Below are 24,148 nucleotides of genomic sequence, written 5' to 3' on the forward strand. Positions count from 1 at the left end.
TACAAAAAAATCTGGCATTGATGATTTCCATCAATACCAGAAAGTTTAGACCCATTTTTGTGAAACTGTCAGTTGATATGGGGCAGTTTTTTTGTTGGTCATACAAATAATCGCTGTTTTAACTGAAGATAAGATGTGATAGAATAAGTCATGTTACAGCACATTCCCGATAGGATTCATCTGTGTGAAGATGCCTTGTAACCAAATTATTGAATGGGGGAATTATATCGTGTCAGAAAGACATTTATTTACATCGGAATCTGTTTCCGAAGGGCATCCAGATAAAATTGCTGATCAAATTAGTGATGCTATTTTGGATGCGTTATTAGAGAAAGATCCTAATGCACGTGTGGCTTGTGAAACAACCGTTACGACTGGACTTGTAGTTGTAGTAGGAGAAGTCTCTACCAATGCATATATAGATATCCAAAAGGTTGTTAGAGATACAATTAAGGAAATTGGATATGTTAACAATAAATATGGTTTTGATGGTGATAATTGCGCCGTAATGACATCTATTGATGAACAATCGCCTGATATTGCTCAAGGAGTTGATCAATCGCTTGAACAGCGCGAAGGAGATGCTGATCCATTAGATCAGATCGGAGCTGGGGATCAAGGTATGATGTTTGGGTATGCAATTAATGAAACACCTGAGTTAATGCCGTTACCAATTTCGTTGAGCCATCAATTGATGCGTAAAATTGCTGAAATTAGGAAAACACATATCTTAGACTATCTAGGACCGGATGCCAAGGCACAGGTAACGGTTGAGTATGATGAAGTTAATAAACCAGCACGGGTAGATACAGTTGTTATTTCAACACAACACGATGCAGATGTTAGCTTAGAAAAAATTCGCAAAGATGTAATTGAAAAGGTTATAAAAGCAGTTATTCCAGCTAAGCTTTTGGATGAAAAGACAAAGTATTTCGTTAATCCAACTGGAAGATTCGTTGTCGGAGGACCACAAGGTGATGCTGGTTTAACAGGACGCAAAATCATTGTAGATACTTATGGCGGTTACGCGCATCATGGCGGTGGGGCTTTCTCAGGGAAAGATGCTACTAAAGTTGACCGATCTGCTAGTTATGCAGCTAGATACATAGCTAAAAATATTGTTGCAGCTAAAGTTGCTACTCAAGTGGAAGTTCAATTAGCTTATGCGATAGGAGTAGCACAGCCTGTTTCAATTTCAGTTAATTCATTTGGAACATCGAAGTTCTCTGAAAGTGATCTTCAAAAAGCAGTTCGTAAGATTTTTGATTTACGCCCAGCAGGAATTATTAAGATGCTTGACTTAAGAAGACCTATTTATAAGAAGACAGCAGCTTATGGTCATTTTGGAAGAACTGATATTGATTTACCGTGGGAAAAAACCGATAAGGTCGATGAATTGAGAAAGGCACTAGGTCTATAAAGCTTAGTAGATAAGTTTTTAGAGTACCTTGCTTTTCTTAACGCAATCTGCTACGATAATGTAAATAATTTACGTTGATGAGGATTAGTAAGAGAACTACTTATTGCAGAGAGTGTACAGATGGTGAAAGGTATACATAGTGAGTACTCTGAACTCGCCTTAGAGTTTCTTATTGAACTTTTGTAGATAAGAACGGGTATTTCCGTTAAAGAATGGAGTGTCAGCACCAGAATTGGGTGTTGGAAAATAGGTGGTACCGCGAGTCCTCTCGTCCTATAGGAAGTTTTAAAAGAGCTTCTATAGGGCTTTTTTATTTAGCTTTTACTACGAAGGGAATGAACAAAAAGATGGCTTATAACCATAAGTTAATTGAACAAAAATGGCAGCATTATTGGGAAACACATAAGACTTTTAAAACGACAGAAGATCCTAAGCGTAAAAACTTTTACTCATTAGATATGTTTCCATATCCATCAGGACAGGGGTTACATGTTGGACATCCAGAAGGTTATACGGCAACGGATATTATTGCACGGATGAAACGAATGCAAGGATTTAATGTCTTACATCCAATGGGCTGGGATGCATTTGGACTGCCAGCCGAGCAATATGCCTTAAACACAGGAAACTCTCCTCGTAAATTCACTAAGAAAAATATTAATAATTTTAGACGGCAGATTAAATCACTGGGATTATCGTATGATTGGGATCGTGAAATCAATACTACGGACCCATCTTATTATAAGTGGACCCAATGGATTTTTGAAAAACTGTACGAAAAGGGTCTAGCGTATGAGGATGAAGTAGCTGTTAACTGGAGTCCAGACCTAGGGACAGTTGTTGCTAATGAAGAAGTTATCGATGGTAAAACTGAACGCGGCGGTTTTCCTGTGATTCGAAAACCAATGCGGCAGTGGGTATTGAAAATAACAGCTTATGCTGATCGTTTAATCAAAGATTTAGATGATGTGGATTGGCCGGAAAACATCAAAGAACAACAACGTAATTGGATTGGGAAATCTGTTGGTGCAAGTATTAAATTTAAGGTTGCAGGACAAGAAGAAAAAGAAATAGAGGTCTTTTCTACTCGACCAGATACTATCTTTGGTGCAACAGCGCTTGTTTTGGCACCAGAACTAGAGATTGTTAAAGAATTAACAACTCCAGGGCAGAAGAAAGTCGTGGAGAGATATATTCAAGAAATCTCGCATAAGTCTGATCTAGAAAGAACAGATTTAGCTAAAGAAAAAACAGGGGTCTTTACAGGTAGTTATGTTCTAAATCCGGTTAACGGTGAAAAGATTCAATTATGGATAGCTGATTATGTTCTTGCAACATATGGTACTGGTGCAGTTATGGTCGTACCAGCACATGATAGCCGTGATTTTGAGTTTGCAACTAAATTTAATTTACCTATTATCCCAGTTATTGAAGGCGGCAACGTTACTAAAGAAGCATATACAGGTGATGGGCAGCATATCAATTCGGACTTTTTAAATGGAATGGATAAAGAAGAAGCAATTGCGACAATTATTGATTGGTTAAAGGAACACTGTGTTGGTAATGAGAAGGTGAATTATCGTTTGCGTGACTGGTTATTTTCACGTCAGCGTTATTGGGGTGAACCGATTCCAGTTATTCACTGGGAAGATGGGGAGACAACACTTGTACCTGAAGACCAGCTCCCATTACATCTTCCAATAACAGAAGATATCAAGCCTTCTGGAACTGGTGAAAGTCCTCTAGCTAATCTTGCTGATTGGGTAAATATAGTCGATCAAAATGGGCGTAAAGGTAAACGTGAGACCAACACAATGCCGCAATGGGCAGGAAGTTCTTGGTACTTCTTACGCTATGTTGATCCGCATAATCAAGGAGCGATTGCAGATTATAAGAAACTAGAAGAATGGTTGCCGGTCAATCTCTATGTTGGTGGAGCAGAACATGCGGTTCTCCATTTATTATATGCACGTTTTTGGCATAAATTTCTTTATGATATTGGTGTTGTTCCTACTAAAGAACCTTTCCAGAAATTAGTAAACCAAGGAATGATTTTAGGGGATAATCATGAAAAAATGTCGAAGTCAAAAGGAAATGTTGTCAATCCAGATGATATTGTAGAAAAGTATGGAGCAGACACATTACGTTTGTATGAAATGTTCATGGGTCCGTTAGATGCTTCAATTGCGTGGAGTGAAGATGGATTGAACGGGGCTAATCGTTTCGTTAAGCGGATATGGCGTCTGATCATTGATGATGATGACCAGTTACGTGATCGGATTACGACTTTAAATGATGGTAAAATTGACCGAATTTATAACCAAACAGTTAAGAAAGTTACAGAAGATTATACAGAGATGCATTTTAATACAGCTATTTCGCAATTAATGGTCTTTGTTAATGAAGCATATAAAGCAGCTGCTTTGCCGCTAGAGTATATTGAAGGATTTGTGAAAATGGTTGCCCCGATTATGCCGCATGTTGCTGAAGAACTATGGACTAAACTAGGACATTTAGGAACGATAACTTATGAAGAATGGCCATCTTTTGATGTAAGTAAGTTGGTTGAGGATAAAGTTGAGATCGTCGTGCAGGTAAATGGAAAGGTTAAACAGCATTTAGAAGTTTCTAAACAAGTTTCGAAAGAAGAGCTCGAACAAAGAGTACTAAGTGACGAAAAGGTTAAAAGTGATATCGGTGAAAAAGAGATTAAACGAGTTATTGCTGTTCCAGGTAAGTTAGTTAATATTGTTGTAAAGTAAGGTAAAGTTGAAATAAATAATGAAAAGACCAGTCTTTTTGATAGTGCTGGTCTTTTTTTGTTAATAAAAAGCCAACTTCTGTTTGCAACTGCTACATTAATTTTATACAATTAAAGGCATATATTATTAAGATAATAGTATTTTAATTTTTTTATTTAGGAGGAATGTTGGAGATATGAAAAATGAACTTTCGCGGGCTTTAACACATCGTCATGTGCAAATGATCGCTATCGGCGGCGCAATCGGAACTGGACTATTTCTTGGCTCAGGGACAGCAATTCAAAAAGCTGGTCCAGCAATCGTTTTAGCATATTTAATTGCTGGTATTATCTGCTTTTTTATGATGCGCGCAATCGGTGAACTTGTCTTATCTGATACAAAGTTAACATCTTTTATTGATTTTGTTCGTGTTTATCTAGGTGATAGGTGGGAGTTTGTTATTGGTTGGACATATTGGTTATGCTGGGAAAGTTTGGCAATGGCTGATCTAACAGCTAGCGGAATCTACATTGGATATTGGTTCCCTTTTATTCCTCAATGGGTGACACCCTTAGTTATTATTATTGTTCTATTAGGTTTTAATTTATTAAGTGTAGGTATTTATGGTGAACTTGAATCTTGGTTTGCAAGTATCAAGGTGTTGGCGATCATGGCCCTAATCGTAACAGGGATTGTTTTGATTATATTTCAAACCAATGTTAGCGGTCATCAAGTAAGTATCGGTAACCTCTTTAACTATGGCGGCTTTTTCCCTAAGGGCTGGTCTGGTTTCTTGGCGGCTTTTCCAATGGTAATTTTTGCCTTTACTGGTATTGAAATGGTAGGATTGACTTCCGGTGAAACTGAAGACCCTAAGAGAGATATTCCGCGGGCGATCAACAGTCTACCAATCAGAATAGGCCTGTTTTATTTGGGGTCAATGTTTGTTTTAATGTGTATTTATCCTTGGAATGAAATTGCCACAACTTCGAGTCCTTTTGTGCAGGTCTTCTCAGGTATTGGAATTAAAGTAGCTGCAGGTGTAATTAACTTTGTTGTTTTAACGGCAGCCTTGTCTGCATGTAATAGTGCAATTTTTAGTACGAGCCGAACATTATATGTTTTATCACATAGTAAAAAAGCACCGCAATTTTTTGGAAAAACAAGTAATCAAAGCGTCCCAGTGCAATCACTGATTTTTTCATCAGTTGTTTTATTTATAATTGTACTGCTGAATTACGTTGTTCCTAAAAGTGTTTTTGAAATTATCTCTGGTGTAGCTACTATTAGTTTTATTTTTGTCTGGGTCGTGCTCGTGGTCTGTCATTATAAATATAGGTTGCAAAATAAGAAGCAAAAATATCTTTTCCCAATGCCGTTATATCCATTTTCAAATATTGTTACAATTATCTTCTTCTTGGGGGTGCTGTGTCTATTGGCATTGAGCAGGAATACGCTACTCTCACTTGTCTTTTCAATCATCTGGTTTGCAGCCTTAGGTGTAGTCTATCAATTTATTTTTAAGAAGAATAAAAATGGCTTTAAAAAGAGGTAACTGAAAAAATAATAAAGTAACATAACCTCCAAATTTCTTTATAAAGAGAAGCTGATTTTCTTGAAACAGCTGGAGAAAAAAGAATGCAGAACAATAGATAGTCGTTTAAAATCAAATATTGACTTAAAATACGGATATGGTAGATTCTTTATATAGATAGCTAAAGATTAAGCAGAAAACATAATTTAGGCTTGTTGTTATATAAATGAGCAAAAAGACTAGTTCAAAAGTAATTTTTGAACTAGTCTTTTTGGGATGAATATGGGCTATGCGTTGCTTGTTATTATAAAACAGTTTAAACTTAACAAAGTTGAATAAGCAAAAAGGTAGGATAATAAAATGGGAAGATGGTCCATTAAAAAAAATAGTAAAGTTGATGAACTAGATAAAAGCAATATCGTAGTTAGTAAAACGGCAAAAGAAAAAATGCTACAGGGTTCTGCTTGGATGACGATCGGAAGTATTTTCTCGCGTATTTTAGGTGCAGTGTATATTATTCCCTGGTATGGCTGGTTCGGTGCAGATAAATTACAAGCTAATGCTCTTTATACGAAGGGCTATACAGTTTATAGTATGTTTTTAATGATTGCAATTTCAGGGATCCCATCAGCTGTTGCTAAACAGGTTGCACATTATAATGCACAAAATGAGTATGCTGTTGGGCGGAGATTATTTAAAAAGTCACTCTTATTAATGATAATCATAGGAATTCTTTGTGCTTTGTTAATGTGGATTAGTGCGCCGTTTATTTCGCAAGGGGATGCGAATCTAGTTCCAGTTTATCGCTCCTTGGCAGTTGCTTTGACGGTTATACCGGTTATGAGTTTGACACGGGGGTTTTTCCAAGGCTATCAGGATATGTTCCCGTCAGCAATGTCACAGCTACTTGAACAAATAGTACGTATTATATATATGCTAGCAGCAACTTTTTTTATAATGCGGGTATTAAAAGAAAACTATGTTATGGGTGTCGTTCATTCGACCTTTGCAGCGTTTATTGGAGCCTTAGGTGGATTGTTTATATTGGTAGCATACTATTTTCGCCAAAAGAGACAGATGGATCAGTTGGTACTTCAAAGTTCCAATCGTCTTCAGGTTTCTGATGGACATATTATTAAGGAGGTTTTATACGAGTCCATTCCGTTCATTATTATTGGTGTATCAACGACACTGTATAATTTAATCGATCAGTTTACATTTCAACCAGTGATGCAGCGCTTCTCGGTCTTAAATCTACGTCAGATAAATGACTGGTTTGCACTCTTTGCGGGGAACGCTAATAAGTTGATTATGATTACGATTTCATTGGCTTCAGCAATGGCAATAACAGTTATTCCTTTACTTTCTGAGGCGTATACAAAACGAGACAAAGAACAGATTGCAACACAGATCAACGATGCACTTGAATTATTTCTGATCGTTATGCTGCCGTGTTCGCTAGGGATGGCGGCTGTTGCTAAACCACTATATGTTATTTTTTATACATATGATCATACGGGAATCTTTATTCTAAGTTTCGCTTCTTATATTGCTTTGCCAATCGGCTTATTTATGGTTCTTTCATCATTATTACAAGGTGTCTACCAAAATAAAATAGCAATCAAGTATTTTGTTATTGGACTAATTGTAAAGATGATCGTACAGATTCCTTTAATTATCTTCCTGAAAGGATTTGGACCATTATTAGCTACCGGAATTGGAATGCTGGTCTCTAATTTACTAATGCTACGGTTTTTCTATTTGCATTTTGGAATAAACGCGGCTCGGATTATGCGTCGCTTCGACGGTTTACTGTTTTTTGCTTTGTTAATGTTTGGAGTGACTCTTGGAGTAGTCCAACTTAGTAATTTACTCTTCAATCCAAATAGTAGAATCCAATCTTTGATCGTTTTACTATTAGCGGCAGCAATTGGTGGATACGTGTATATTTACTTGTGTCTCAAGACTCGGATTGCAGATAAAATACTGGGAGCCAAAGTCGCGGGGCTGCGTCGTCGTTTAAGAATTAAATGAGGTGAAATAAATGCGGATCGATAAATATTTGGCTAAAGCAGGGCTCGGAACACGTTCACAAGTACGAAAATTGATAAAGGAAGGTAAGGTTACGCTAAATCAACAATACGTAAAAAGTGGTAAGGTTACGCTAGACGAGAAAAATGACAGAGTAGAAGTTGCAGGAAAAACAATTGTCTATCAGCCATTTTTTTATTATATGTTGAATAAACCACAGGGTGTAATCTGTGCAACAGTTGATGCCGAACAAAAAACAGTTCTTGATCTCTTAGATGAGGCTGCTCAAAATAGTTCACTCTTTCCAGTGGGACGACTTGATAAAGACACTACAGGGCTAGTTTTAATAACGAATGATGGAAAACTAGCACACCGACTCTTGTCGCCAGCACATCATATCAGTAAAGTTTATCAAGTTAAAGTCGCGGGACTTATTGATGAGGGTTCGAAAAGAAAGCTTAAAGAAGGAATGATTCTTAGAAATGGTGAACGGGTCAAAGGAGCGGAAGTTCAGATCCTACAAACTGATCAGAAGAATAGCTGGCTCAGGCTCACAATAACTGAAGGTAAATACCATCAAATCAAACGGATGATAGGATCACTTTCAATGCGAGTTTTAACTTTGAAGCGAATTAAGATGGGCTCATTAGTATTGGATAGTGGGCTTGATTTGGGGGAATACAGAGAGTTAACAGCAGCAGAGATAGCAAATCTGAAAGAGAAAAGAAGAGGTGAGACTAAAAAATACAGTTAACGTTATTTTGATACTGTTTGTTGGAGAGAACGTTAACTGTTTTATTAAAAAGTATGAATGTTATTTTTGAATAGTTGATTGGACATAATTGGACATGAAATGCTGAAGGTGATTAATAATATCTGTTGGTAAGACAACGTATTTTGAAGCAGCAAGCTCTTGCCCGAGCGCACTATGAGCGTAAACAGCAGCATCAACAACATGTTCGTAGTTTTTAAAATGAAATTGCCCAAGAAAAGCTGCGATGATACCAGTCAAGGTGTCTCCCATCCCGCCAGTACTCATATAAGGGCCACCTACTTCTAATTGTGAAGCAGAACCATCTGTGTGATAAATAGTTGTATGATACTTTTTTAGAACAACTGTTGCTTCTAGTTCTTGTTGCTTCAGTGCATTTTTAATATTATTTTGTTTAGAGATTTCAATACCGCTAAGTCGTTGCCACTCCATTTGATGGGGCGTGTAGATCGTCTTGCGTGTAGCCAATATTTCTAGAAGTGCTGGTTCCTGCGCAGCTAGGGTAATTGCTGATCCGTCAACGATAATGAATTGTTTTGTATTAGTATTTGAGATAACTTTTTGTAGAATCTTTAAGGCTGTAGCATCTGTACCTAGCCCGGGACCAATGACTAATACATTTGCAGCATCAACAGCGTTTACTAATTCGACATCGTTTTGGTAGTTAATGAACATTGCTTCAGGAACGATTGAATGTAATGCTGTTAGGTTCTTAGTATCTGTGGCGCAGCTTACCAAGCCAGCTCCAGCATGAACAGCTGCTGAAGAGGACATTAAGATAGCTCCACCGTAGTTCTCATTACCACCGATGGTTAGAACTCGTCCAAAATTCCCCTTATGGCTCTTAAACGGACGCGGTAGAATAACTTGTTTCAAGATACTTGCTTGTAATAGATGGATATGATCATCTCCTTAAAAGAATCAGCAACTGATTTACTATATTTTAACATAGTTGGATTTAAGGAGAGGTCCTTTTTAGTGGATAACGGCTGTATATGCTAAAATTAATGCATATGTGATATTGTGGAGGAAGAATAATGAAGATAGATTGGCAAAAAGAAATTAGAAAAAGAAAAGATAACTTATTGACGGATCTAGAGGAAATGCTGCGGATTGAGAGTGTACGTGATGAAAGTAGTGCAACAAAAGAAGCACCTTTTGGATCAGGACCTAGAAAAGCTTTAGATAAGTTTCTTCAAATCGCCTCAGAAGACGGCTTTACAACTTTAAATGTTGATGGTTTTGCTGGACATATTGAATATGGAACAGGTCAAGAGACTTTGGGCATCTTAGCACATGTAGATGTTATGCCGGCAGGAGCAGGCTGGGAGACCGCACCTTTTGAACCAGTCATTAAGAATGGACGGCTTTACGCACGGGGAGCTTCTGATGATAAAGGTCCTTCAATGGCAGCTTATTACGGGTTAAAATTACTTAAGGAGTTGGGGTTACCAGTCCATAAGAGAGTACGGTTTATTTTAGGGACGGACGAAGAAAGTCAGTGGCGCTGTGTGAAACATTATTTTACTAAAATGCCTAAACCGGATTTTGGTTTTTCACCGGATGCAGCTTTTCCATTAATCAATGGTGAAAAGGGAAATGTGACCTATAGTATACAATTTGATAACGAAAAACAGATAGGAAAAGTAGTTCTTCTTGATTTTAAAGCAGGGATGCGTGAAAATATGGTTCCACGTGAAGCAGTAGCACATGTGAGTGGTATTGCGTTTGAAAAACTAGAAAAGGTATTCACTCAATTTGTTGCACAAAATCCAATTCAAGGAAAAGTAATGCAAAAAGATGGAATAATTAAGCTCGTGGTAATTGGAAAAGCAGCTCATGCTCAAGAACCACGGAACGGGATAAATGCAGGAACCTACTTAGCACTCTTCTTGAGCGGTTTAAAACTAAGTGGAGTTGCTAAAAATTATGTTCTTTTTGCAGCTCAGTGTCTGCATCAGGATTCGCGGATGGATAATTTTGGAATACATTTTACTGATAATGTGATGGGTGATTTAACGATGAATGCAGGTATCTTTGAATATGACATTTTACAGGGTGGACAAATAATTTTGAATTTCCGTTTCCCCCGCGGGTTAAAAGCAGATTCGATCAAAGAAGCGCTTGATAAGAGAGCAGCTAATTTTAAAGCAGAGACAAAAATAGCTGGGAAACTGCAAGAACCGCATTATGTTTCCTTAGATGATCCATTAGTAAAAACGTTATTGGATGTATATGAAAAACAGACAGGCAAAGAAGGTTACGGGGTAGTTGTTGGTGGGGGAACTTATGCACGCTTAATGAGACGCGGAGTGGGCTTTGGAGCAATGTTCCCGGATGCCCCGGATACAATGCATCAAGCAAATGAATTTATACCAGTTGAAGATTTGTTAACAGCTGCAGCAATTTATGCTGAGTCGATCTATAGGTTAATTAAGTAATAATTATTGAAATAGTATTCTAACAAGGTTGTAAGAAAAGTAAAGATCAGGGGGTAAAAATGATCTTTGCTTTTTTATTTTCTAATGATAGTGTGAAGAAGGTATACTTTTCAATTAATAATAAGTTTTTTGTTTTGATACAATAATGAAAATATTGAAAAAAACAAGAAATAGCTCTTAACTTTTTGAAATGAGAAAAAATAAAGCGTACACTTAGGTTAGTGTGAATGAGGAGGCCGTGATATGCAAAAAGGATTTATGCACGAACTTGAGGCGAACATTTTATCAGAGGATGATAAGGCAACTGTATTCTTAGTCCCCAGCAAAAAAGAACATCTTGCTGTGAAAATAGATAAAGATATTCTAGGACATTTGAAAGATAATGAAAAATTGGAACGGATGCTGAAGAACTTATTGAAAATGAACTCTAAAAGAACTACAAAAGAGACCGTTAATATCAATAAAAGAAATTACCGGATTTTTTTGTAGTCAAAATAAGCCTTGATGGGAAAGAAAGCTTCTTAAAAAGCTTGGTTTTTTAGACTTCAATATATAAAAGACCTACGGTAAAGTTAACCTTACCGTAGGTCTTTTATATATTGTTGTGAGAAATTAATTTATAACTTGATGATGCTTTGGACACAGTTTGTGCTGAAAAGACTATGATTATCATCAACTGAACCAATTGAGAACCAGTCAATATGGGTTAGCATACAAGCTAAGTAACTCAACATCTCATCTTTATTCTGAGTGATGTGACCTTCTTCATGCCATTTGGCAAAAGATGTTGAAAAGACCTTCTTTAAATTTCCCTCACTAGGGGTTCCTGAAACACAGTAACCAGTTACTATTGTGTCAGGATCAATTTGGAGTTTAAGGTTATTTGTCAAATTGATATAAAAATGCATGTAACAACCGCCTTTCATTAACCATAATAGTATACCATATATAGTATTTAAGTGTGAATTATGATTTTAAATTATTATGATAGTTAAGTAAATGATCAGCGTTGATACTTGTCAATCCCAGCATCTTATTTTAGAATTGAAGAAAGTAGAGAGTAAATTTAAGGAAGAGTGGTGTAGGTTATGTTTTTAACAACACGAGACATCAATAGAACATATATGATTTTAGGGATTGTCAATGCAACGGTAAAACGAACATTAACAGCGGATAGGATTGATGAAGTAGACCAATATGATGAGATGTATAATCAAGTTAAGGAAAAATTAGTAGAACGTGCGGCTGCCAAAAATGGCGATGGAGTTATCGGAGTGAATTTCAATTCAGAGATTGTTCGCGTGGCTGTAGGTCCTAAATATATGTTGTTACATGGTTATGGCACAGTCGTTAGTTTCCCTAAGAAATAACTGATTAAAGAATTTCTTTAAAATTATTATTCCGTTTTCGAACAAAAAAAGAGCCTACTGTAATTAGCTAGGCAATCTTACTACTTAAATAATTCCTAAAGAATGAGAAGTCTGAGTATATGTACTAGTCAACTTCAAGTAATCTTTGGTTTAATAGTAAAGCGTTCTTACCCGCAGGAGTTAAAACACCTGGAGTTAAATTTACGAACCGGTTTTCAATACAAGATGGTTTATGTGTGATAAAAGCAGCTTCAAATAAAAGGACTTCAACATAACCGAGTTCGTGTTTACCGATACCGCAGCGAGTTGCAAAAATAAGTGTCTCCTTTTCAGTAGGCCCACTACTATTATGTGAATTATTTATAAAAAAGATGAATTCTCTAATAAAAGTATAATCAAGCATCCCGATCACTTCCCTTAGATAAATTATAACCTAAAAATGATAATAAAGTACACATTTATAAACTTTAAGCAAAAAAATGTTCCTATAATCATTGCTTGGTTTCATATAATACGCTTTTTTATTAAAAATTACTTTGTCTAAGGGAAATCTAATCAATACTTACTTAAATTAAGTTTACATAGTACTAGTATTCTCTAGTGTAATTAGGTGTTGAAAGAGATAATTACTTTTTATTACATCAATTTTTTCTAGCTGCGACAGCTTTTTGAATTAAATATGCAAAAATCTGACTAAATTCGGAATGTGCTTTAAATAAACATTCTGGATGGAATTGAACTGTAAAAATGTTACCATCGTTAGATTCAAGAGCTTCAATAATGTTGTCGTCACTTCGAGCAACAACTGAAAGACCACTCCCCAATTTATTTACTGCTTGGTGGTGAAATGAATTTACAAATAAACGTTGACCAAATAAATTACTTATCCAAGACTGCTGGTTAGTAGTAATATAATGAGTTTGAATATCAAAATCAGTTGGAAACTGATTATGCACAGTTGAGATTTGTTTTTGAGAAGAGAGATCCTGAAAGAGAGTACCTCCTAAGGCAACATTAACGAGTTGCTGACCACGGCATATTCCTAAAATAGGTTTTTGCTGTCTAATGGCTTCTTTAACTAAAGCAATTTCAAATTTATCACGAGCTAAATCAGTTTCACCTAATGCTTTAATTGGTTCAGTGCCGTATAACGCAGGTGAAACGTCTTGTCCTCCAGCGAGTAGTAAAGCATCTACCAGTTCAAGATAGCTTTTAGCTTCAGCAGAATAACCAAGCGGAAAGACAAGTGGAAGCCCGCCACTTTGGCGAACACCATCAACGTACGCTTTTTGGATATAGTCAACATAATTTGTTTTAAATCTTTCAGTAGGGTGAAGTAGATGATTACTTGCAATTCCAATTTTAGGGATCATTGTCGTTTCTCCTTTAGTAAATTAACTTACAAAAATTAAAAAGTAACTTTTGCTTCCTCTTGATAATGACTAATGAGAAGCTAAAAGCTACTTTTTTATTATCGTTATTTATGAGCAATAATATTAAAAGAAGCAGTGGGTAAAAACGATGAGAACTAAATTCAAATTAGATTTGAGTCTAAAACATGGTCACTTATTTTAGTATAGCAGCAAACCTAATTATTAGTTATAGTTATTAAGTTTAGACCCAGTTAAGGGTGGAGTCTAGGATAAATACTTAAAGATAAGCAGTTTTTATGATGAAGTCTTATTATTAATAAGGTTATTCTTTTATAATACTTTTAATATTGTTTTTAGACTACGCGATAATAAAATATTTGTCAATCTAATTAAAAAAATGATCGAGCTAATGGCTATTAGTGAGAAAAACTAATACTAAGTATAATATATCTAAGGGTTGAAGTAATAAGATTTTGATGTAAGATAGTCTTGTACAGTGTTGAATTATTAAAGCTAAAACACTGTAAATTTATAAGAGAGGTGTGTCACTATGCGAAGTGTCGCAAAAGAGTCTGCCGGAACTAAGTTTTGGCGTGCAGTATATTTAGGTTTAATTGGAGGGATTATTTCCGGTTTTGTAAAAATCGGTTGGGAAGGTTTGTTACCCCCACGGACAACTATTCGCAATCTAACTAATCCACCACAAGAACTGATGCAACAGATGGGAATTCCTTATAAAATTACACATGCTTACTTCACTTATTCTGGACAGCACGTTCCCTTTGTTAGCTTAATTTTACATTTTGGTTTTTCAATTGTTTTTGCTATTCTTTATTGCTGGATTGCAGAATACTGGCTCAAAGTTACCTTTCTTCAAGGTACCGTTTATGGTTTTGTAATTTGGATTGCTTTCCACATTATTATTTTGCCAGCATTAGGAACCGTCCCAGCACCATGGATGCAGCCTTTCGATGAACATTTTTCGGAGTTTTTAGGTCATTTGATTTGGGCGTGGACATTTGAGATCTGCCGTCATGACTTTAAGGCTAGAATGAAACATCTTGCTGTGGATTAGAGATAGTAAAGATAGAAATAGTATGAGTTAAAGCACGTAAAAGTTAATCTAAAGTAGTACATCGAAATAGCTTTTACGACAGGTAACATGAAGAGTGCGGGACAAAAGTCGCGCACTCTTTTTTCATGGTAATTTTTTCCAAACCTTTAGTGCTGAAACGTACGTTAAAAGATAGCTAACTACATGTTCGTAAATTAGTTGAAAGTCCGTCTTACGATGTTAATGCTTGGTGACTCGTTTGCTTCATGTTCAGACAAAACTCCGTAGGACTGGAGTAAGAGATAGGCTTTACACTAGTTCTTTTTAGATTGAAAAGACTTTCATCTGTCTGAAAAACTAGTTTAGCCAAGCAACGCCAAAAGTTAAATAAGTGGCAAACAAGAGCCAAATAAAGTATGGATACAATAAAAAACCAGCAACTTTATTTAACCTTGTGAATTGAATAATACAAATAAGCACCAATAAATCAAGTACAAGAATGAGCAGAAAACCAAGCCAGTAATATTCTAGATTGAAGAAAACAATGCTCCAGATAAAATTAATAAATAGCTGGACTCCATATATACTAAGAAGGCCAACTCTTCTGTGATCTGGAAAATGATGCCAAATAATAAAACCAGCAATACCGATTAGAAGGTAAAGAAAAGGCCAAACAATTCCAAAAAGAAAATCAGGTGGAGAAAATGGGGGAAGATGTAAATTGTTGTAAACATACTTAATATTGCCTGCAAAAAAGGCTGAAAATGAACCAATTAGTTCAACCGAGATAATAAACATTATTAATTTAAAAAAGTCTAATGGTTTTAACCGAGTACGCATAGAATCATCCCCTTTTAAGGAGTGTAACACAATTGTACTTTTTCATAATAAAGAAGGTTTTGTTTTCAGGCTGTAGATAGGGGATGTGTTTAATGTTTTTCGTTAAAACTCAGAATAAATCTAATTAAAAAGATCCAAGTAATGATTTGAAAAAAATCACTACTGGATCTAATAATTAAAAATATTATTTAGTTTTAGTACAGTTATAGTTTAGAGGTGCTTAAGTTTTATTTTAAGTCTTGTGTTGCTTTTTCTTGAGCTTCCGCTGGAGAAAAAGCCTGTACTAAAACATTAGTCATGTTTTTTCTGTCTTTAAGGTCAACTAAATACCATTTCAGCATAGTTTTTCCCCTCCTTTTTATTTAACTACAAGAGAGAATTATATACGTTTTCAATTTAAATTCAAGTAATATGTTCTGATAATAAAAATTTATTTAAAATATAGTTTTAAATGGATTTTTAATAAGTTTTATACACGTAGAGAAGTGTGCAGATATAAAACGCTAAAATCTAGGGATCAACGTAAAAACACTGATATATATAATAAGCAAAGTATAGACAATAGTAATTTGATTCGACATTTTATTTTAATAGATAAGCAAGAATAAAATTATATTAAATGTGATAATTTAGATAAGTTTACAAAAAAGCCTTGAAATCAACGTTTCAAGGCTTTCACATCTGACTAAATTGTATAAAAAATGCCCTCGGCAGGAGTCGAACCTGTACTTGGAAACCCAAACAGCGACCTGAACGCTGCGCGTCTGCCAATTCCGCCACGAGGGCAACTGAATAATACTTAAACAGTATACACCCTGGGTTAAAAAAATAAAAGAACTTATTTTGGTATGAGTTTGCTAAGTTTTTAAGAAATTTACTATTTTCTTGCATTAATAGTTTTGATAACTTAGAATAAATACTAATGTAAGCGAAAACATTATTGGCGAATGGAGTTTTAAGTATGCGTAAAGTAAATAAAAATTATTTAGTTGAAAGAGCTAGAATTTATCGAGAAGAATCACAAAGAGCGATTGAACTTTTTTTATCTGGTGATATCCATCGTGCAGAATTAGTAGAAAAGACGATTATTAAATCCTGCTGTTCGGAATTGGAAAATAAATCGCAAGATACCAGTAACTACTATGATTTATTAGAAAACATGGCTTTATTACTTGATAATGAAAAACCATTATTTGAAAATCTTGATTGGATACGAGTCAATTGTCGACTCTACCTTGATCGTGTAAACAGGTCTTAAGGACAATTTAACGTAATAATGTTATAATTAAAAAAAGAAAGAGGTGGGGGCCATGGTACAAAAATATCAAAGAATATTGATGCCAGTAGACGGTTCAGAAAATGCAGAGAAAGCCTTGGAACGAGCGATTACAATTGCTAAACGCAATGATGCGCATCTCGATATTTTAAACGTTATTGATGTAAAGTACTTTGCTAGCAATATTGGGGGAGTGATTGACCCAACCGGTGATATTATTTATTCGACCTTTGAAAATGTTCAATCCTATCTAAAGGAATTAGAGGATAAGGTCTTTAAGGCTGGACATAAAGATGTCTCTGTACATGCACGTTTTGGCTCGCCACGCATGATAATATCAAAGGAATTTCCAGATGAATATCATACTGATTTAATTATTATAAGTAAAACAGGAATGAGTCCAGTCGGGCGGATCTTAATGGGAGCAGTTACTGATTATGTTATCCGAATGGCACGTTGCGATGTAATGGTCGTTAGCTAGAGTAAAGAAGAAATTTGATTTGCCATCAGTACTGTAGGGGGATTGATTGATGACATGGCTTGAAATTATCGCTGTTGGCAGTCTTGTTTTTCTGATTGTCTACAATTTAAAAACAAGTTTAGCAGTCAAAAAATTGCGAAGTAAGGTTAATCTTGATAAGGCAGAGAAAGTAGAAGTAGCAGGAAGCCAAGAATTAATGAGAGTTGCAGCTGAGAAAAAACGTTGGACTCTTTTAGGACAGGTTCTTTTCTGGCTTTCTGTCGCAATGGCTTTTTTTGCTTCATTACTTGAAGTAGTTTATTTTTTAGATTTGTATACAATCACTTCAATCTACGTAAATTATTTAGATGAGAAAGTGATAAAAACGATTAATAAGGCATAACCAGCAGATAAGAGACCTCGCTGGATATAATATGTTTTAAAGTTACTTTTTTTTTAAACTAACAGAACTTGCTGAAAGCAGGTTTTTTTTTATGGTAAAATATTCCATGTGTCTGTTATGAATAATTATGTAAGAGAATTGGAGTTTTGCTAATGGATATTATGAAAGAATATGGGTTATCGCTTTTGAAAGGATTAGGGTCTTTCGTTATTTTAGTCGCGTTAGCTAACCTTGTTAAAAGCGCGGACTGGAGGCTACTTTTAAATTATTATCTACTCAGTAATTATATTATGCTTTACCCATTTAACCAACGTTCTTTTAAGGAAAAAAGGATCAAAGATAAGGAATTGACTGAATCTTTATCGCGGACACAGCGAAAGAAGGGGATGGTATCGGAAACCGGTACTATTGAGGAGGCAACCCCATTATCGCGTGTTGCAACAACGCGTATAAATAAAAATGATCCTCGGGAAGCCCTATTACGAATGGGTTTCAGCCTAATGAAGTATACTTTCTTGATTGTCTGTGCACCACTAATCTTTATGCAGGCTTACTTACTAGGAAAAAGTGAGATTTAAGTAAGCATTTCAGTCTTTTTGGGGCAAAGATAGTAGCTCTTTGTCAGGTGCGAATTTGATAATAATAGTTTCCTTATACATTACAATTTGAAATAAAAGTAGACACTCAAAATAAGTGTAATATGTCACTTATTTTAAGTGTCTTTTATAAGCCTCAATAAATAAAAATATTTTTTAATGAGACTCCTAAACTGCTTATCTAATCTTTAATTAATGTTGAAATGGTCAAGGGCTGTAAGTATACTGCTTATCTACTTTCTTAGTATTAGAAATGATTGACTTTTCTAATATATTTGTTATAATTTTTCTAACTTATTACAACTTTAATTACACCGTGGAGGAATTTATATGAAAAATCTTATGAGAAGGCTCTTTTTAAAAGAAGATCCCAATGTTTATCAAGATAAAGACTCACATTTAAAACGGGTTTTGACAGTCAAGGATTTTCTTGCTCTTGGAGTTGGGACAATCGTTTCGACGTCAATTTTTACTTTACCAGGAGTAGTTGCTGCATCATATGCAGGCCCTGCAGTGGCGTTATCATTCCTTGCGGCGGCTATTGTTGCCGGGTTAGTTGCGTTTGCGTATGCGGAGATGTCATCAGCAATGCCGTTTGCCGGTTCAGCTTACTCATGGATTAATGTTATTTTTGGTGAATTTTTTGGTTGGATTGCCGGTTGGGCTTTACTGGCGGAGTATTTTATCGCTGTTGCTTTTGTTGCTTCAGGATTATCAGCTAATTTTAGAGGGTTAATGGAGCCGCTGGGATTTGAGCTTCCCAAGTATTTAGCTAATGCATTCGGAACAGACGGTGGATTTGTCGACCTTGTTGCGGTTGTTGTTATTGCATTAATTGCTGTTTTGTTATCTAGAGGGGCATCAAGTGCAGCACGTGTTGAAAATGTTTTAGTTGTCTTAAAAGTTATTGCAATTCTAATTTTTATTTTTGTTGGTGCAACTGCCTTGCATAAGGCAAACTATATTCCTTTTGTTCCTGAACATCATGTTAATGCAGATGGCTCTTCATTTGGCGGTTGGCAAGGTATTTACGCAGGTGTTTCATCAATTTTCTTGTCGTATATTGGATTTGATTCAATTGCTGCAAATTCGGCCGAGGCGAAAAACCCACAAAAGACAATGCCACGTGGTATTCTGGGGTCACTTTTAATTGCCGTTATTCTCTTTGTCGCTGTTTCACTAGTTTTAGTCGGAATGTTTCACTATTCTAGCTACGCGAATAATGCTGAACCTGTTGGCTGGGCGTTACGTCAAAGCGGACACCCTGTCATCGCTTTAATTGTTCAAGCGGTTGCTGTTGTCGGTATGTTTACAGCTCTGATTGGAATGATGCTCGCCGGTTCACGTTTGTTATACTCATTTGGTCGTGATGGAATGTTACCAAAATGGCTGGGCGTTTTAAATGACAAAAAATTACCTAATCGTTCGTTATTAGTTTTAGGAGTAGTAGGTGTTTTGCTGGGAGCACTTTTCCCATTCGCGTTTCTAGCCCAATTAATTTCAGCGGGTACATTGATTGCTTTTATGTTCGTTTCATTAGGAATCTATGCTTTGCGTTCACGTGAAGGTAAGGATATTCCTGAACCAGCTTTCAAGATGCCGTTTTATCCAGTTTTACCAGCAGTAGCTTTCCTAGCTGCTTTAGGTGTTTTCTGGGGGTTGGATTATGATGCTAAAGTTTATGCTTTAATTTGGTTTATCTTAGGCCTGATTATTTACTTTGCATATGGGATGCGCCACTCTTACCTTAGCAAACGCGCAGATCGGTCAGAAAAATGATTAATAATAAAAGTTTACTTGACGATGAGAGCAATGTCCTTGCTGAAACAGCTAGAATTAAATACTTTAATATTGTGATTGATTCTGGGAAAGGTGCCATCATCAAAGATATCGAAGGAAACGAATATATTGATCTGTTAGCTAGTGCCTCTGCGGTGAATACAGGTCATGCGCACCCGCATGTTGTAGCTGCTATCCAAAAGCAAGCAGCTAAATTAATTCAGTATACACCCGCTTATTTTGCCAATACACCAGCAGCTAAGTTGGCTCAACGTTTATGCAAATTAGCACCTATAAGTGGGCCCAAAAAGATGTTCTGGGGTAATTCGGGGTCAGATGCTAATGATGGTATTATCAAGCTTGCGCGGGCATATACGAAACGCCCTTACCTTGTAAGCTTTATGGGTGCTTATCATGGAGCAACTTATGGTTCATTATCCTTATCAGCTGTGAGTCTGAATATGACACGGAAAATAGGACCCTTACTACCGGATGTAGTTAAGGTTCCTTACCCGGATCCGTGGCAACGTACAAAAAACGAGAGTGAAGAGGACTTTGTGGCGAGAATGTTTGCTGAATTTAAACGTCCTTTTGAAACTTTTCTCCCAGCTGAAGAGACAGCATTAATTATTATTGAACCAATTCAAGGTGACGGTGGAATCGTGAAAGCACCAGTTGAATTTATACGCAAGGTTGCTGACTTTGCGCATAAAAACGGTATTTTATTTGCAGTAGATGAAGTTAACCAAGGATTAGGTCGAACGGGTAAATGGTGGTCAATCCAACATTTTGGGGTCGAACCTGATTTGATGTCAGTCGGAAAATCACTTGCTTCCGGACTACCACTTAGTGCGGTAATAGGGCGTACTGAGATAATGGATTCTCTAGATGCACCAGCACATCTATTTACTACTTCAGGTAATCCTGTTACAACGGCGGCCGCGATGGCTACACTTGATGTTATTGAGAATGAAAAACTAGTTCAACGGTCAGCTTTACTAGGCACGGAGGTAGAAGCCTTTTTTAAAGCTGAACAGGCTAAGCATAGTTTTATCGGTCAGTGCCGTATCTATGGTCTTAATGGTGGAATAGATATCATTGATCCAGTAACGCACAAACCAGATGGATTGGCAGCAACTAAATTAATTTATCGTATTTTTAAGTTGGGAGCGATTATTATTAGTCTGAAGACTAATATTCTGAGATTTCAACCACCGTTAGTGATAACGGAAGAACAACTACATCAGGCTTTCAAAATAATCGCACAAGCCTTTTCAGAACTAGAAGAGGGAAGATTAGCGTTACCTGCTAATGCAGATGATATCGGCTGGTAGTTAGTAGTGTTGTAATTTGATGACAGTATAAGGATACTACCAATTATAGGAATCTTGTTTGGAGATATTATTGTTATAAGTGAACTAGTGTATAGCAGTACTAAAGTAAAACAACAAAGGACAGAACCAGTTCAAAAATTATTTTTTGAACTGGTTCTGTCCTTTTTACTAATAAAAACCAATTTATTTTTATTTCAGCTAGTACTACATGAGAAAGAATATTAATCATCAAAAATAAGGACTTCAGGCCATAGTGCTGGCCAGTTTTTTCTAAGCATCCGTCGACGATAAAATTGTAGCTTTTTAGGGTCCGCCATAAAAAGTGGTGAGGGATGAACTTCAAATTTAAAAAGGTCTTTAAGACCATAAGGTGCTATTATTTGCAGCTTGTTATTCTCAAGATAGACTCCAACTGCACTACAGTTTTCAGGGATTGTTGAAATAGCTGTTAGCAGATCTTTACCATGGGGTTCTCGTCCATTTGTAGAAGTTAAAGCTGTATTCTGTAGATTCCAAAGGTAGTTTGGGTATTTTTGAGTAATTAGTGCTCTAGTAGTTAGTAGATGTTCATAGGATTCCGATGAGTTGCTGTAAAGAATATCAATATTATTTTTGATAGCTGAATATGGGCGGTATGATAGCTGGCTCCAGATTAGGTTCCTAATTGTACCAGCACATAATGCCCAATTTGAGAGCTTAAAAGTACTGATAATCTCTAATAAGCTAGTTAGTTCGGGTGTTTCTTTAATTAAGCTGATTAAGTCCTGTTCGTATTCCATGAGGAGCCTCCAATAGTGTTATAACCATTATTGTAGGTTGTTTTTAGAGAAAATAAAAGTCTGTTTTTTGGTTAAAGTAATAAATAAAAACTTTGATTAGCTAGATATTAGTGAATTTTGTCTTGAAATTTGTTATATTGTATATGAAAACGTTTTAAGTAAGAGCTGGGAGGAATTGTTATGCAAAAGATTATTGCGATTAATGCTGGAAGTTCGAGTTTGAAATTTAAGTTATTTGAGATGCCGGAGGAAAAGGTTATTGCCAAAGGTCTTTTTGATCGAATCGGGTTGGATGAAGGAAAAATTAAAATTAAATATAATAAAACAAAGAGCTTTGAAAAAGCAGAACATATTGAAAATCATGCTACTGCTGTTAAGAAGTTACTCGATTTGTTGCTCGAACTTGATATTATCAAAGAATATGCTGAAATTACAGGAGTGGGTCACCGTGTGGTCGCGGGTGGTGAGTTTTTTAAAAAATCAGTTGTTATTAATACCAAAGTGATGCGGCAGATAAATGAACTGGCTGAATATGCGCCTATCCATAATCCCGCTAACTTAATGGGAATTAAGGCTTTTAAAAAAATCCTGCCTAAAGCAATTGCAGTTGCTGTTTTTGACACCTCATTTCATCAAACCATGCCTAAAACGAATTTTCTTTTCAGTGTCCCATATGAGTGGTATCACAACTATGGAGTAAGAAGGTATGGAGCGCATGGAACAAGTCATCGTTATGTTGCAAGGGTAGCTGCACGAATGATGGAACGACCACTTAAAGAGCTTAAGCTCATTACCTGTCATTTGGGTGCCGGGGCTTCGATCTGTGCCGTCAAAAACGGTAAATCTTTTGATACTTCGATGGGTTTCACTCCTCTTACTGGTATTACGATGGGGACACGTTCTGGTGATACTGATGTAGCGATGATATCGTTTATGATGCAAAAATTAAAAATGCACTCAATGCCAGAAATTATTTATGATCTAAATAAAAAGTCTGGTTTACTAGGTATCTCAGGCATTTCATCAGATATGCGCGATATAGAAGAAAAGAAAGCAACGAATGAAAGAGCACAGTTAGCAGAAGATATTTTTGTTAAAGATGTTGTTAAATATATCGGTGCTTATACAGCTGAGATGGGCGGCTTAGATGGAATTGTTTTTACCGCAGGAATCGGTGAAAATTCGGCTCGAGTTAGGGAACTAGTAATGAAACGTCTTGCCTATATGGGCATAACAATTGACCAAGAGAAGAATAAGCTGAGAGGACAAGCTGAATTTGTATCAAGTCTAGATTCAAAAGTAGCTGTGATGATGATCCCAACAGATGAGGAACTTATGATTGCACGAGATGTGCAGACGTTAGCGGATAAAAGTAAGGAAGTTTATTCTAAAATACATGCAGGCTAAAGATCTATGTAAGGGAACTCATAAGTCAGATTTAATTTTTTAATTAGTTATTTTTTTGATAATTAATTGTAAACTAATCGTAACATAAAAAGGTTCACAAACCTGCCAAAACATGTTAGATTATTCAAGTCAGATAATCAACTAATTTTTAGGGGGTTTTGTCATGGGCAATAAATTTGATATTTTAGCGGAGTATCAAGCTGCAGAAGCAAAAGTTGCTGAACTTAATGATGTTTGTGAAAAGATAAATCATAGCAGTCGTGGACGTCATCTTTTGAATGCTTACGATGAGAAACGACGCAATCTGCTAGCAGAGCGTGATCACCTAGAGATTATACTAGAAGCAATGTCTGCAGCTGAAGATTAGAAATTAAATACTTGATTTTAGGGAAATAGCACGATTTAATAGTTATTCGATTTTAAATAGTAACTTTAGTTTATTGTAAGAGTTGGTTTTAATAGTATCGATTTAGGTAAGATAAGACTTACTACTATAAACATGTTCTTCTTTTATATAAGCATAGAAGAGAGAGGTTGG

General features: G+C 36.0%; 23 protein-coding genes, 1 tRNA gene, 1 riboswitch and 1 other annotated feature. Of the genes, 17 read left to right on the plus strand and 7 right to left on the minus strand.

Annotated elements, in window-relative coordinates; genetic code table 11:
* The first annotated feature begins 148 nt into the window (after nt 1-148).
* A riboswitch (SMK box riboswitch) is annotated at nt 149-232 on the plus strand.
* The 5 genes from metK to FC81_RS00695 all read left to right on the plus strand — a co-directional run bounded on the left by metK (nt 230) and on the right by FC81_RS00695 (nt 8,480).
* Nucleotides 230-1,420: a methionine adenosyltransferase gene (gene metK / locus FC81_RS00675; RefSeq protein ID WP_057741953.1), complete on the plus strand. Its 1,191-nt coding sequence runs from the start codon at nt 230-232 to the stop codon at nt 1,418-1,420. It overlaps the preceding riboswitch by 3 nt.
* Nucleotides 1,421-1,485: 65 nt before the next feature.
* Nucleotides 1,486-1,699: a binding site (T-box leader), on the plus strand.
* A gap of 68 nt (nt 1,700-1,767) precedes the next feature.
* On the plus strand, nt 1,768-4,182 hold the full coding sequence (gene leuS / locus FC81_RS00680) for a leucine--tRNA ligase (RefSeq protein WP_057741956.1): 2,415 nt from the start codon (nt 1,768-1,770) through the stop codon (nt 4,180-4,182).
* Between the two features lie 175 nt (nt 4,183-4,357).
* Entirely contained in the window at nt 4,358-5,716 is a 1,359-nt protein-coding gene (locus FC81_RS00685) for an amino acid permease (protein ID WP_057741960.1), read from the plus strand.
* A gap of 426 nt (nt 5,717-6,142) precedes the next feature.
* Complete coding sequence (locus FC81_RS00690; RefSeq protein ID WP_235804609.1) at nt 6,143-7,729, plus strand: putative polysaccharide biosynthesis protein; 1,587 nt, start codon at nt 6,143-6,145, stop codon at nt 7,727-7,729.
* A gap of 10 nt (nt 7,730-7,739) precedes the next feature.
* Nucleotides 7,740-8,480, plus strand: coding sequence for a pseudouridine synthase (locus FC81_RS00695; RefSeq protein WP_057741965.1), 741 nt, complete (start codon nt 7,740-7,742; stop codon nt 8,478-8,480).
* A 60-nt stretch (nt 8,481-8,540) separates the two neighbouring features.
* On the opposite strand, the gene FC81_RS00700 is transcribed toward FC81_RS00695, so the two are convergent.
* Nucleotides 8,541-9,398 (minus strand): NAD(P)H-hydrate dehydratase, encoded by an 858-nt coding sequence (locus tag FC81_RS00700; RefSeq protein ID WP_057741968.1) that lies wholly within the window; start codon nt 9,396-9,398, stop codon nt 8,541-8,543.
* A 137-nt stretch (nt 9,399-9,535) separates the two neighbouring features.
* Here FC81_RS00700 and pepV point away from each other — a divergent pair, with 137 nt between their 5' ends.
* Both pepV and FC81_RS00710 read left to right on the plus strand, forming a co-directional pair.
* Nucleotides 9,536-10,939 carry a dipeptidase PepV gene (pepV, locus tag FC81_RS00705; protein WP_057741971.1) on the plus strand — a complete coding sequence of 468 codons (1,404 nt, stop codon included), beginning with the start codon at nt 9,536-9,538 and terminating at the stop codon, nt 10,937-10,939.
* 243 nt (nt 10,940-11,182) lie between these two features.
* Entirely contained in the window at nt 11,183-11,428 is a 246-nt protein-coding gene (locus FC81_RS00710; protein ID WP_057741975.1) for a hypothetical protein, read from the plus strand.
* A 128-nt stretch (nt 11,429-11,556) separates the two neighbouring features.
* Here the strand turns inward: FC81_RS00710 and FC81_RS00715 are convergent, their stop codons facing one another.
* Complete coding sequence (locus tag FC81_RS00715; RefSeq protein ID WP_057741979.1) at nt 11,557-11,847, minus strand: hypothetical protein; 291 nt, start codon at nt 11,845-11,847, stop codon at nt 11,557-11,559.
* A gap of 180 nt (nt 11,848-12,027) precedes the next feature.
* Here FC81_RS00715 and FC81_RS00720 point away from each other — a divergent pair, with 180 nt between their 5' ends.
* The gene (locus tag FC81_RS00720; protein WP_057741982.1) at nt 12,028-12,309 is read left to right on the plus strand and encodes a hypothetical protein; all 282 of its coding nucleotides are present in this window, start codon (nt 12,028-12,030) and stop codon (nt 12,307-12,309) included.
* Nucleotides 12,310-12,433: 124 nt separating this feature from the next.
* Here the strand turns inward: FC81_RS00720 and FC81_RS00725 are convergent, their stop codons facing one another.
* Nucleotides 12,434-12,712 (minus strand): hypothetical protein, encoded by a 279-nt coding sequence (locus FC81_RS00725; protein WP_057741985.1) that lies wholly within the window; start codon nt 12,710-12,712, stop codon nt 12,434-12,436.
* Between the two features lie 238 nt (nt 12,713-12,950).
* Nucleotides 12,951-13,682, minus strand: coding sequence for a gamma-glutamyl-gamma-aminobutyrate hydrolase family protein (locus tag FC81_RS00730; protein WP_057741988.1), 732 nt, complete (start codon nt 13,680-13,682; stop codon nt 12,951-12,953).
* Between the two features lie 550 nt (nt 13,683-14,232).
* Here FC81_RS00730 and FC81_RS00735 point away from each other — a divergent pair.
* Nucleotides 14,233-14,757 (plus strand): YagU family protein, encoded by a 525-nt coding sequence (locus FC81_RS00735; protein WP_057741990.1) that lies wholly within the window; start codon nt 14,233-14,235, stop codon nt 14,755-14,757.
* 336 nt (nt 14,758-15,093) lie between these two features.
* Here the strand turns inward: FC81_RS00735 and FC81_RS00740 are convergent, their stop codons facing one another.
* Nucleotides 15,094-15,576 carry a TspO/MBR family protein gene (locus FC81_RS00740; protein WP_057741993.1) on the minus strand — a complete coding sequence of 161 codons (483 nt, stop codon included), beginning with the start codon at nt 15,574-15,576 and terminating at the stop codon, nt 15,094-15,096.
* 702 nt (nt 15,577-16,278) lie between these two features.
* Nucleotides 16,279-16,362, minus strand: a tRNA-Leu gene (locus tag FC81_RS00745).
* A gap of 175 nt (nt 16,363-16,537) precedes the next feature.
* Between FC81_RS00745 and FC81_RS00750 the strand changes: the two genes are divergently transcribed.
* From FC81_RS00750 to FC81_RS00775, 6 genes are all read left to right on the plus strand, one after another.
* Entirely contained in the window at nt 16,538-16,834 is a 297-nt protein-coding gene (locus FC81_RS00750; protein WP_057741996.1) for a hypothetical protein, read from the plus strand.
* 52 nt (nt 16,835-16,886) lie between these two features.
* Entirely contained in the window at nt 16,887-17,333 is a 447-nt protein-coding gene (locus FC81_RS00755) for a universal stress protein (RefSeq protein ID WP_057741999.1), read from the plus strand.
* Nucleotides 17,334-17,382: 49 nt separating this feature from the next.
* Nucleotides 17,383-17,715 carry a hypothetical protein gene (locus FC81_RS00760; RefSeq protein ID WP_057742002.1) on the plus strand — a complete coding sequence of 111 codons (333 nt, stop codon included), beginning with the start codon at nt 17,383-17,385 and terminating at the stop codon, nt 17,713-17,715.
* Nucleotides 17,716-17,867: 152 nt separating this feature from the next.
* Nucleotides 17,868-18,293 (plus strand): hypothetical protein, encoded by a 426-nt coding sequence (locus tag FC81_RS00765; RefSeq protein ID WP_057742005.1) that lies wholly within the window; start codon nt 17,868-17,870, stop codon nt 18,291-18,293.
* Nucleotides 18,294-18,641: 348 nt separating this feature from the next.
* A complete protein-coding gene (locus FC81_RS00770; RefSeq protein WP_057742008.1) occupies nt 18,642-20,090 on the plus strand; it encodes an APC family permease in 1,449 nt (482 codons plus the stop codon).
* The gene (locus tag FC81_RS00775) at nt 20,087-21,424 is read left to right on the plus strand and encodes an aspartate aminotransferase family protein (protein WP_057742010.1); all 1,338 of its coding nucleotides are present in this window, start codon (nt 20,087-20,089) and stop codon (nt 21,422-21,424) included. Before FC81_RS00770 ends, FC81_RS00775 begins: the two co-directional genes overlap by 4 nt.
* A 221-nt stretch (nt 21,425-21,645) precedes the next feature.
* On the opposite strand, the gene FC81_RS00780 is transcribed toward FC81_RS00775, so the two are convergent.
* Nucleotides 21,646-22,203, minus strand: coding sequence for a nucleotidyltransferase family protein (locus FC81_RS00780; RefSeq protein WP_057742013.1), 558 nt, complete (start codon nt 22,201-22,203; stop codon nt 21,646-21,648).
* Nucleotides 22,204-22,383: 180 nt separating this feature from the next.
* Here FC81_RS00780 and FC81_RS00785 point away from each other — a divergent pair, with 180 nt between their 5' ends.
* Complete coding sequence (locus FC81_RS00785; protein WP_057742015.1) at nt 22,384-23,610, plus strand: acetate/propionate family kinase; 1,227 nt, start codon at nt 22,384-22,386, stop codon at nt 23,608-23,610.
* Nucleotides 23,611-23,773: 163 nt separating this feature from the next.
* The gene (locus FC81_RS00790) at nt 23,774-23,977 is read left to right on the plus strand and encodes a hypothetical protein (RefSeq protein WP_057742017.1); all 204 of its coding nucleotides are present in this window, start codon (nt 23,774-23,776) and stop codon (nt 23,975-23,977) included.
* Nucleotides 23,978-24,148: the final 171 nt, after the last annotated feature.

Origin of the sequence: Liquorilactobacillus capillatus DSM 19910 (assembly GCF_001434915.1) — a bacterium.
Lineage (GTDB): Bacteria > Bacillota > Bacilli > Lactobacillales > Lactobacillaceae > Liquorilactobacillus > Liquorilactobacillus capillatus.

What these genes read in the sequence shown, in the direction of transcription:
- leuS (WP_057741956.1), top strand. Translation starts at nt 1,768, where the DNA reads ATGGCTTATAACCATAAGTTAATTGAACAAAAATGGCAGCATTATTGG.
- FC81_RS00685 (WP_057741960.1), top strand. Translation starts at nt 4,358, where the DNA reads ATGAAAAATGAACTTTCGCGGGCTTTAACACATCGTCATGTGCAAATG.
- FC81_RS00690 (WP_235804609.1), top strand. Translation starts at nt 6,143, where the DNA reads ATGCTACAGGGTTCTGCTTGGATGACGATCGGAAGTATTTTCTCGCGT.
- FC81_RS00695 (WP_057741965.1), top strand. Translation starts at nt 7,740, where the DNA reads ATGCGGATCGATAAATATTTGGCTAAAGCAGGGCTCGGAACACGTTCA.
- pepV (WP_057741971.1), top strand. Translation starts at nt 9,536, where the DNA reads ATGAAGATAGATTGGCAAAAAGAAATTAGAAAAAGAAAAGATAACTTA.
- FC81_RS00710 (WP_057741975.1), top strand. Translation starts at nt 11,183, where the DNA reads ATGCAAAAAGGATTTATGCACGAACTTGAGGCGAACATTTTATCAGAG.
- FC81_RS00715 (WP_057741979.1), bottom strand. Translation starts at nt 11,847, where the DNA reads ATGCATTTTTATATCAATTTGACAAATAACCTTAAACTCCAAATTGAT.
- FC81_RS00720 (WP_057741982.1), top strand. Translation starts at nt 12,028, where the DNA reads ATGTTTTTAACAACACGAGACATCAATAGAACATATATGATTTTAGGG.
- FC81_RS00725 (WP_057741985.1), bottom strand. Translation starts at nt 12,712, where the DNA reads ATGCTTGATTATACTTTTATTAGAGAATTCATCTTTTTTATAAATAAT.
- FC81_RS00730 (WP_057741988.1), bottom strand. Translation starts at nt 13,682, where the DNA reads ATGATCCCTAAAATTGGAATTGCAAGTAATCATCTACTTCACCCTACT.
- FC81_RS00735 (WP_057741990.1), top strand. Translation starts at nt 14,233, where the DNA reads ATGCGAAGTGTCGCAAAAGAGTCTGCCGGAACTAAGTTTTGGCGTGCA.
- FC81_RS00740 (WP_057741993.1), bottom strand. Translation starts at nt 15,576, where the DNA reads ATGCGTACTCGGTTAAAACCATTAGACTTTTTTAAATTAATAATGTTT.
- FC81_RS00750 (WP_057741996.1), top strand. Translation starts at nt 16,538, where the DNA reads ATGCGTAAAGTAAATAAAAATTATTTAGTTGAAAGAGCTAGAATTTAT.
- FC81_RS00755 (WP_057741999.1), top strand. Translation starts at nt 16,887, where the DNA reads ATGGTACAAAAATATCAAAGAATATTGATGCCAGTAGACGGTTCAGAA.
- FC81_RS00760 (WP_057742002.1), top strand. Translation starts at nt 17,383, where the DNA reads ATGACATGGCTTGAAATTATCGCTGTTGGCAGTCTTGTTTTTCTGATT.
- FC81_RS00765 (WP_057742005.1), top strand. Translation starts at nt 17,868, where the DNA reads ATGGATATTATGAAAGAATATGGGTTATCGCTTTTGAAAGGATTAGGG.
- FC81_RS00770 (WP_057742008.1), top strand. Translation starts at nt 18,642, where the DNA reads ATGAAAAATCTTATGAGAAGGCTCTTTTTAAAAGAAGATCCCAATGTT.
- FC81_RS00775 (WP_057742010.1), top strand. Translation starts at nt 20,087, where the DNA reads ATGATTAATAATAAAAGTTTACTTGACGATGAGAGCAATGTCCTTGCT.
- FC81_RS00780 (WP_057742013.1), bottom strand. Translation starts at nt 22,203, where the DNA reads ATGGAATACGAACAGGACTTAATCAGCTTAATTAAAGAAACACCCGAA.
- FC81_RS00785 (WP_057742015.1), top strand. Translation starts at nt 22,384, where the DNA reads ATGCAAAAGATTATTGCGATTAATGCTGGAAGTTCGAGTTTGAAATTT.
- FC81_RS00790 (WP_057742017.1), top strand. Translation starts at nt 23,774, where the DNA reads ATGGGCAATAAATTTGATATTTTAGCGGAGTATCAAGCTGCAGAAGCA.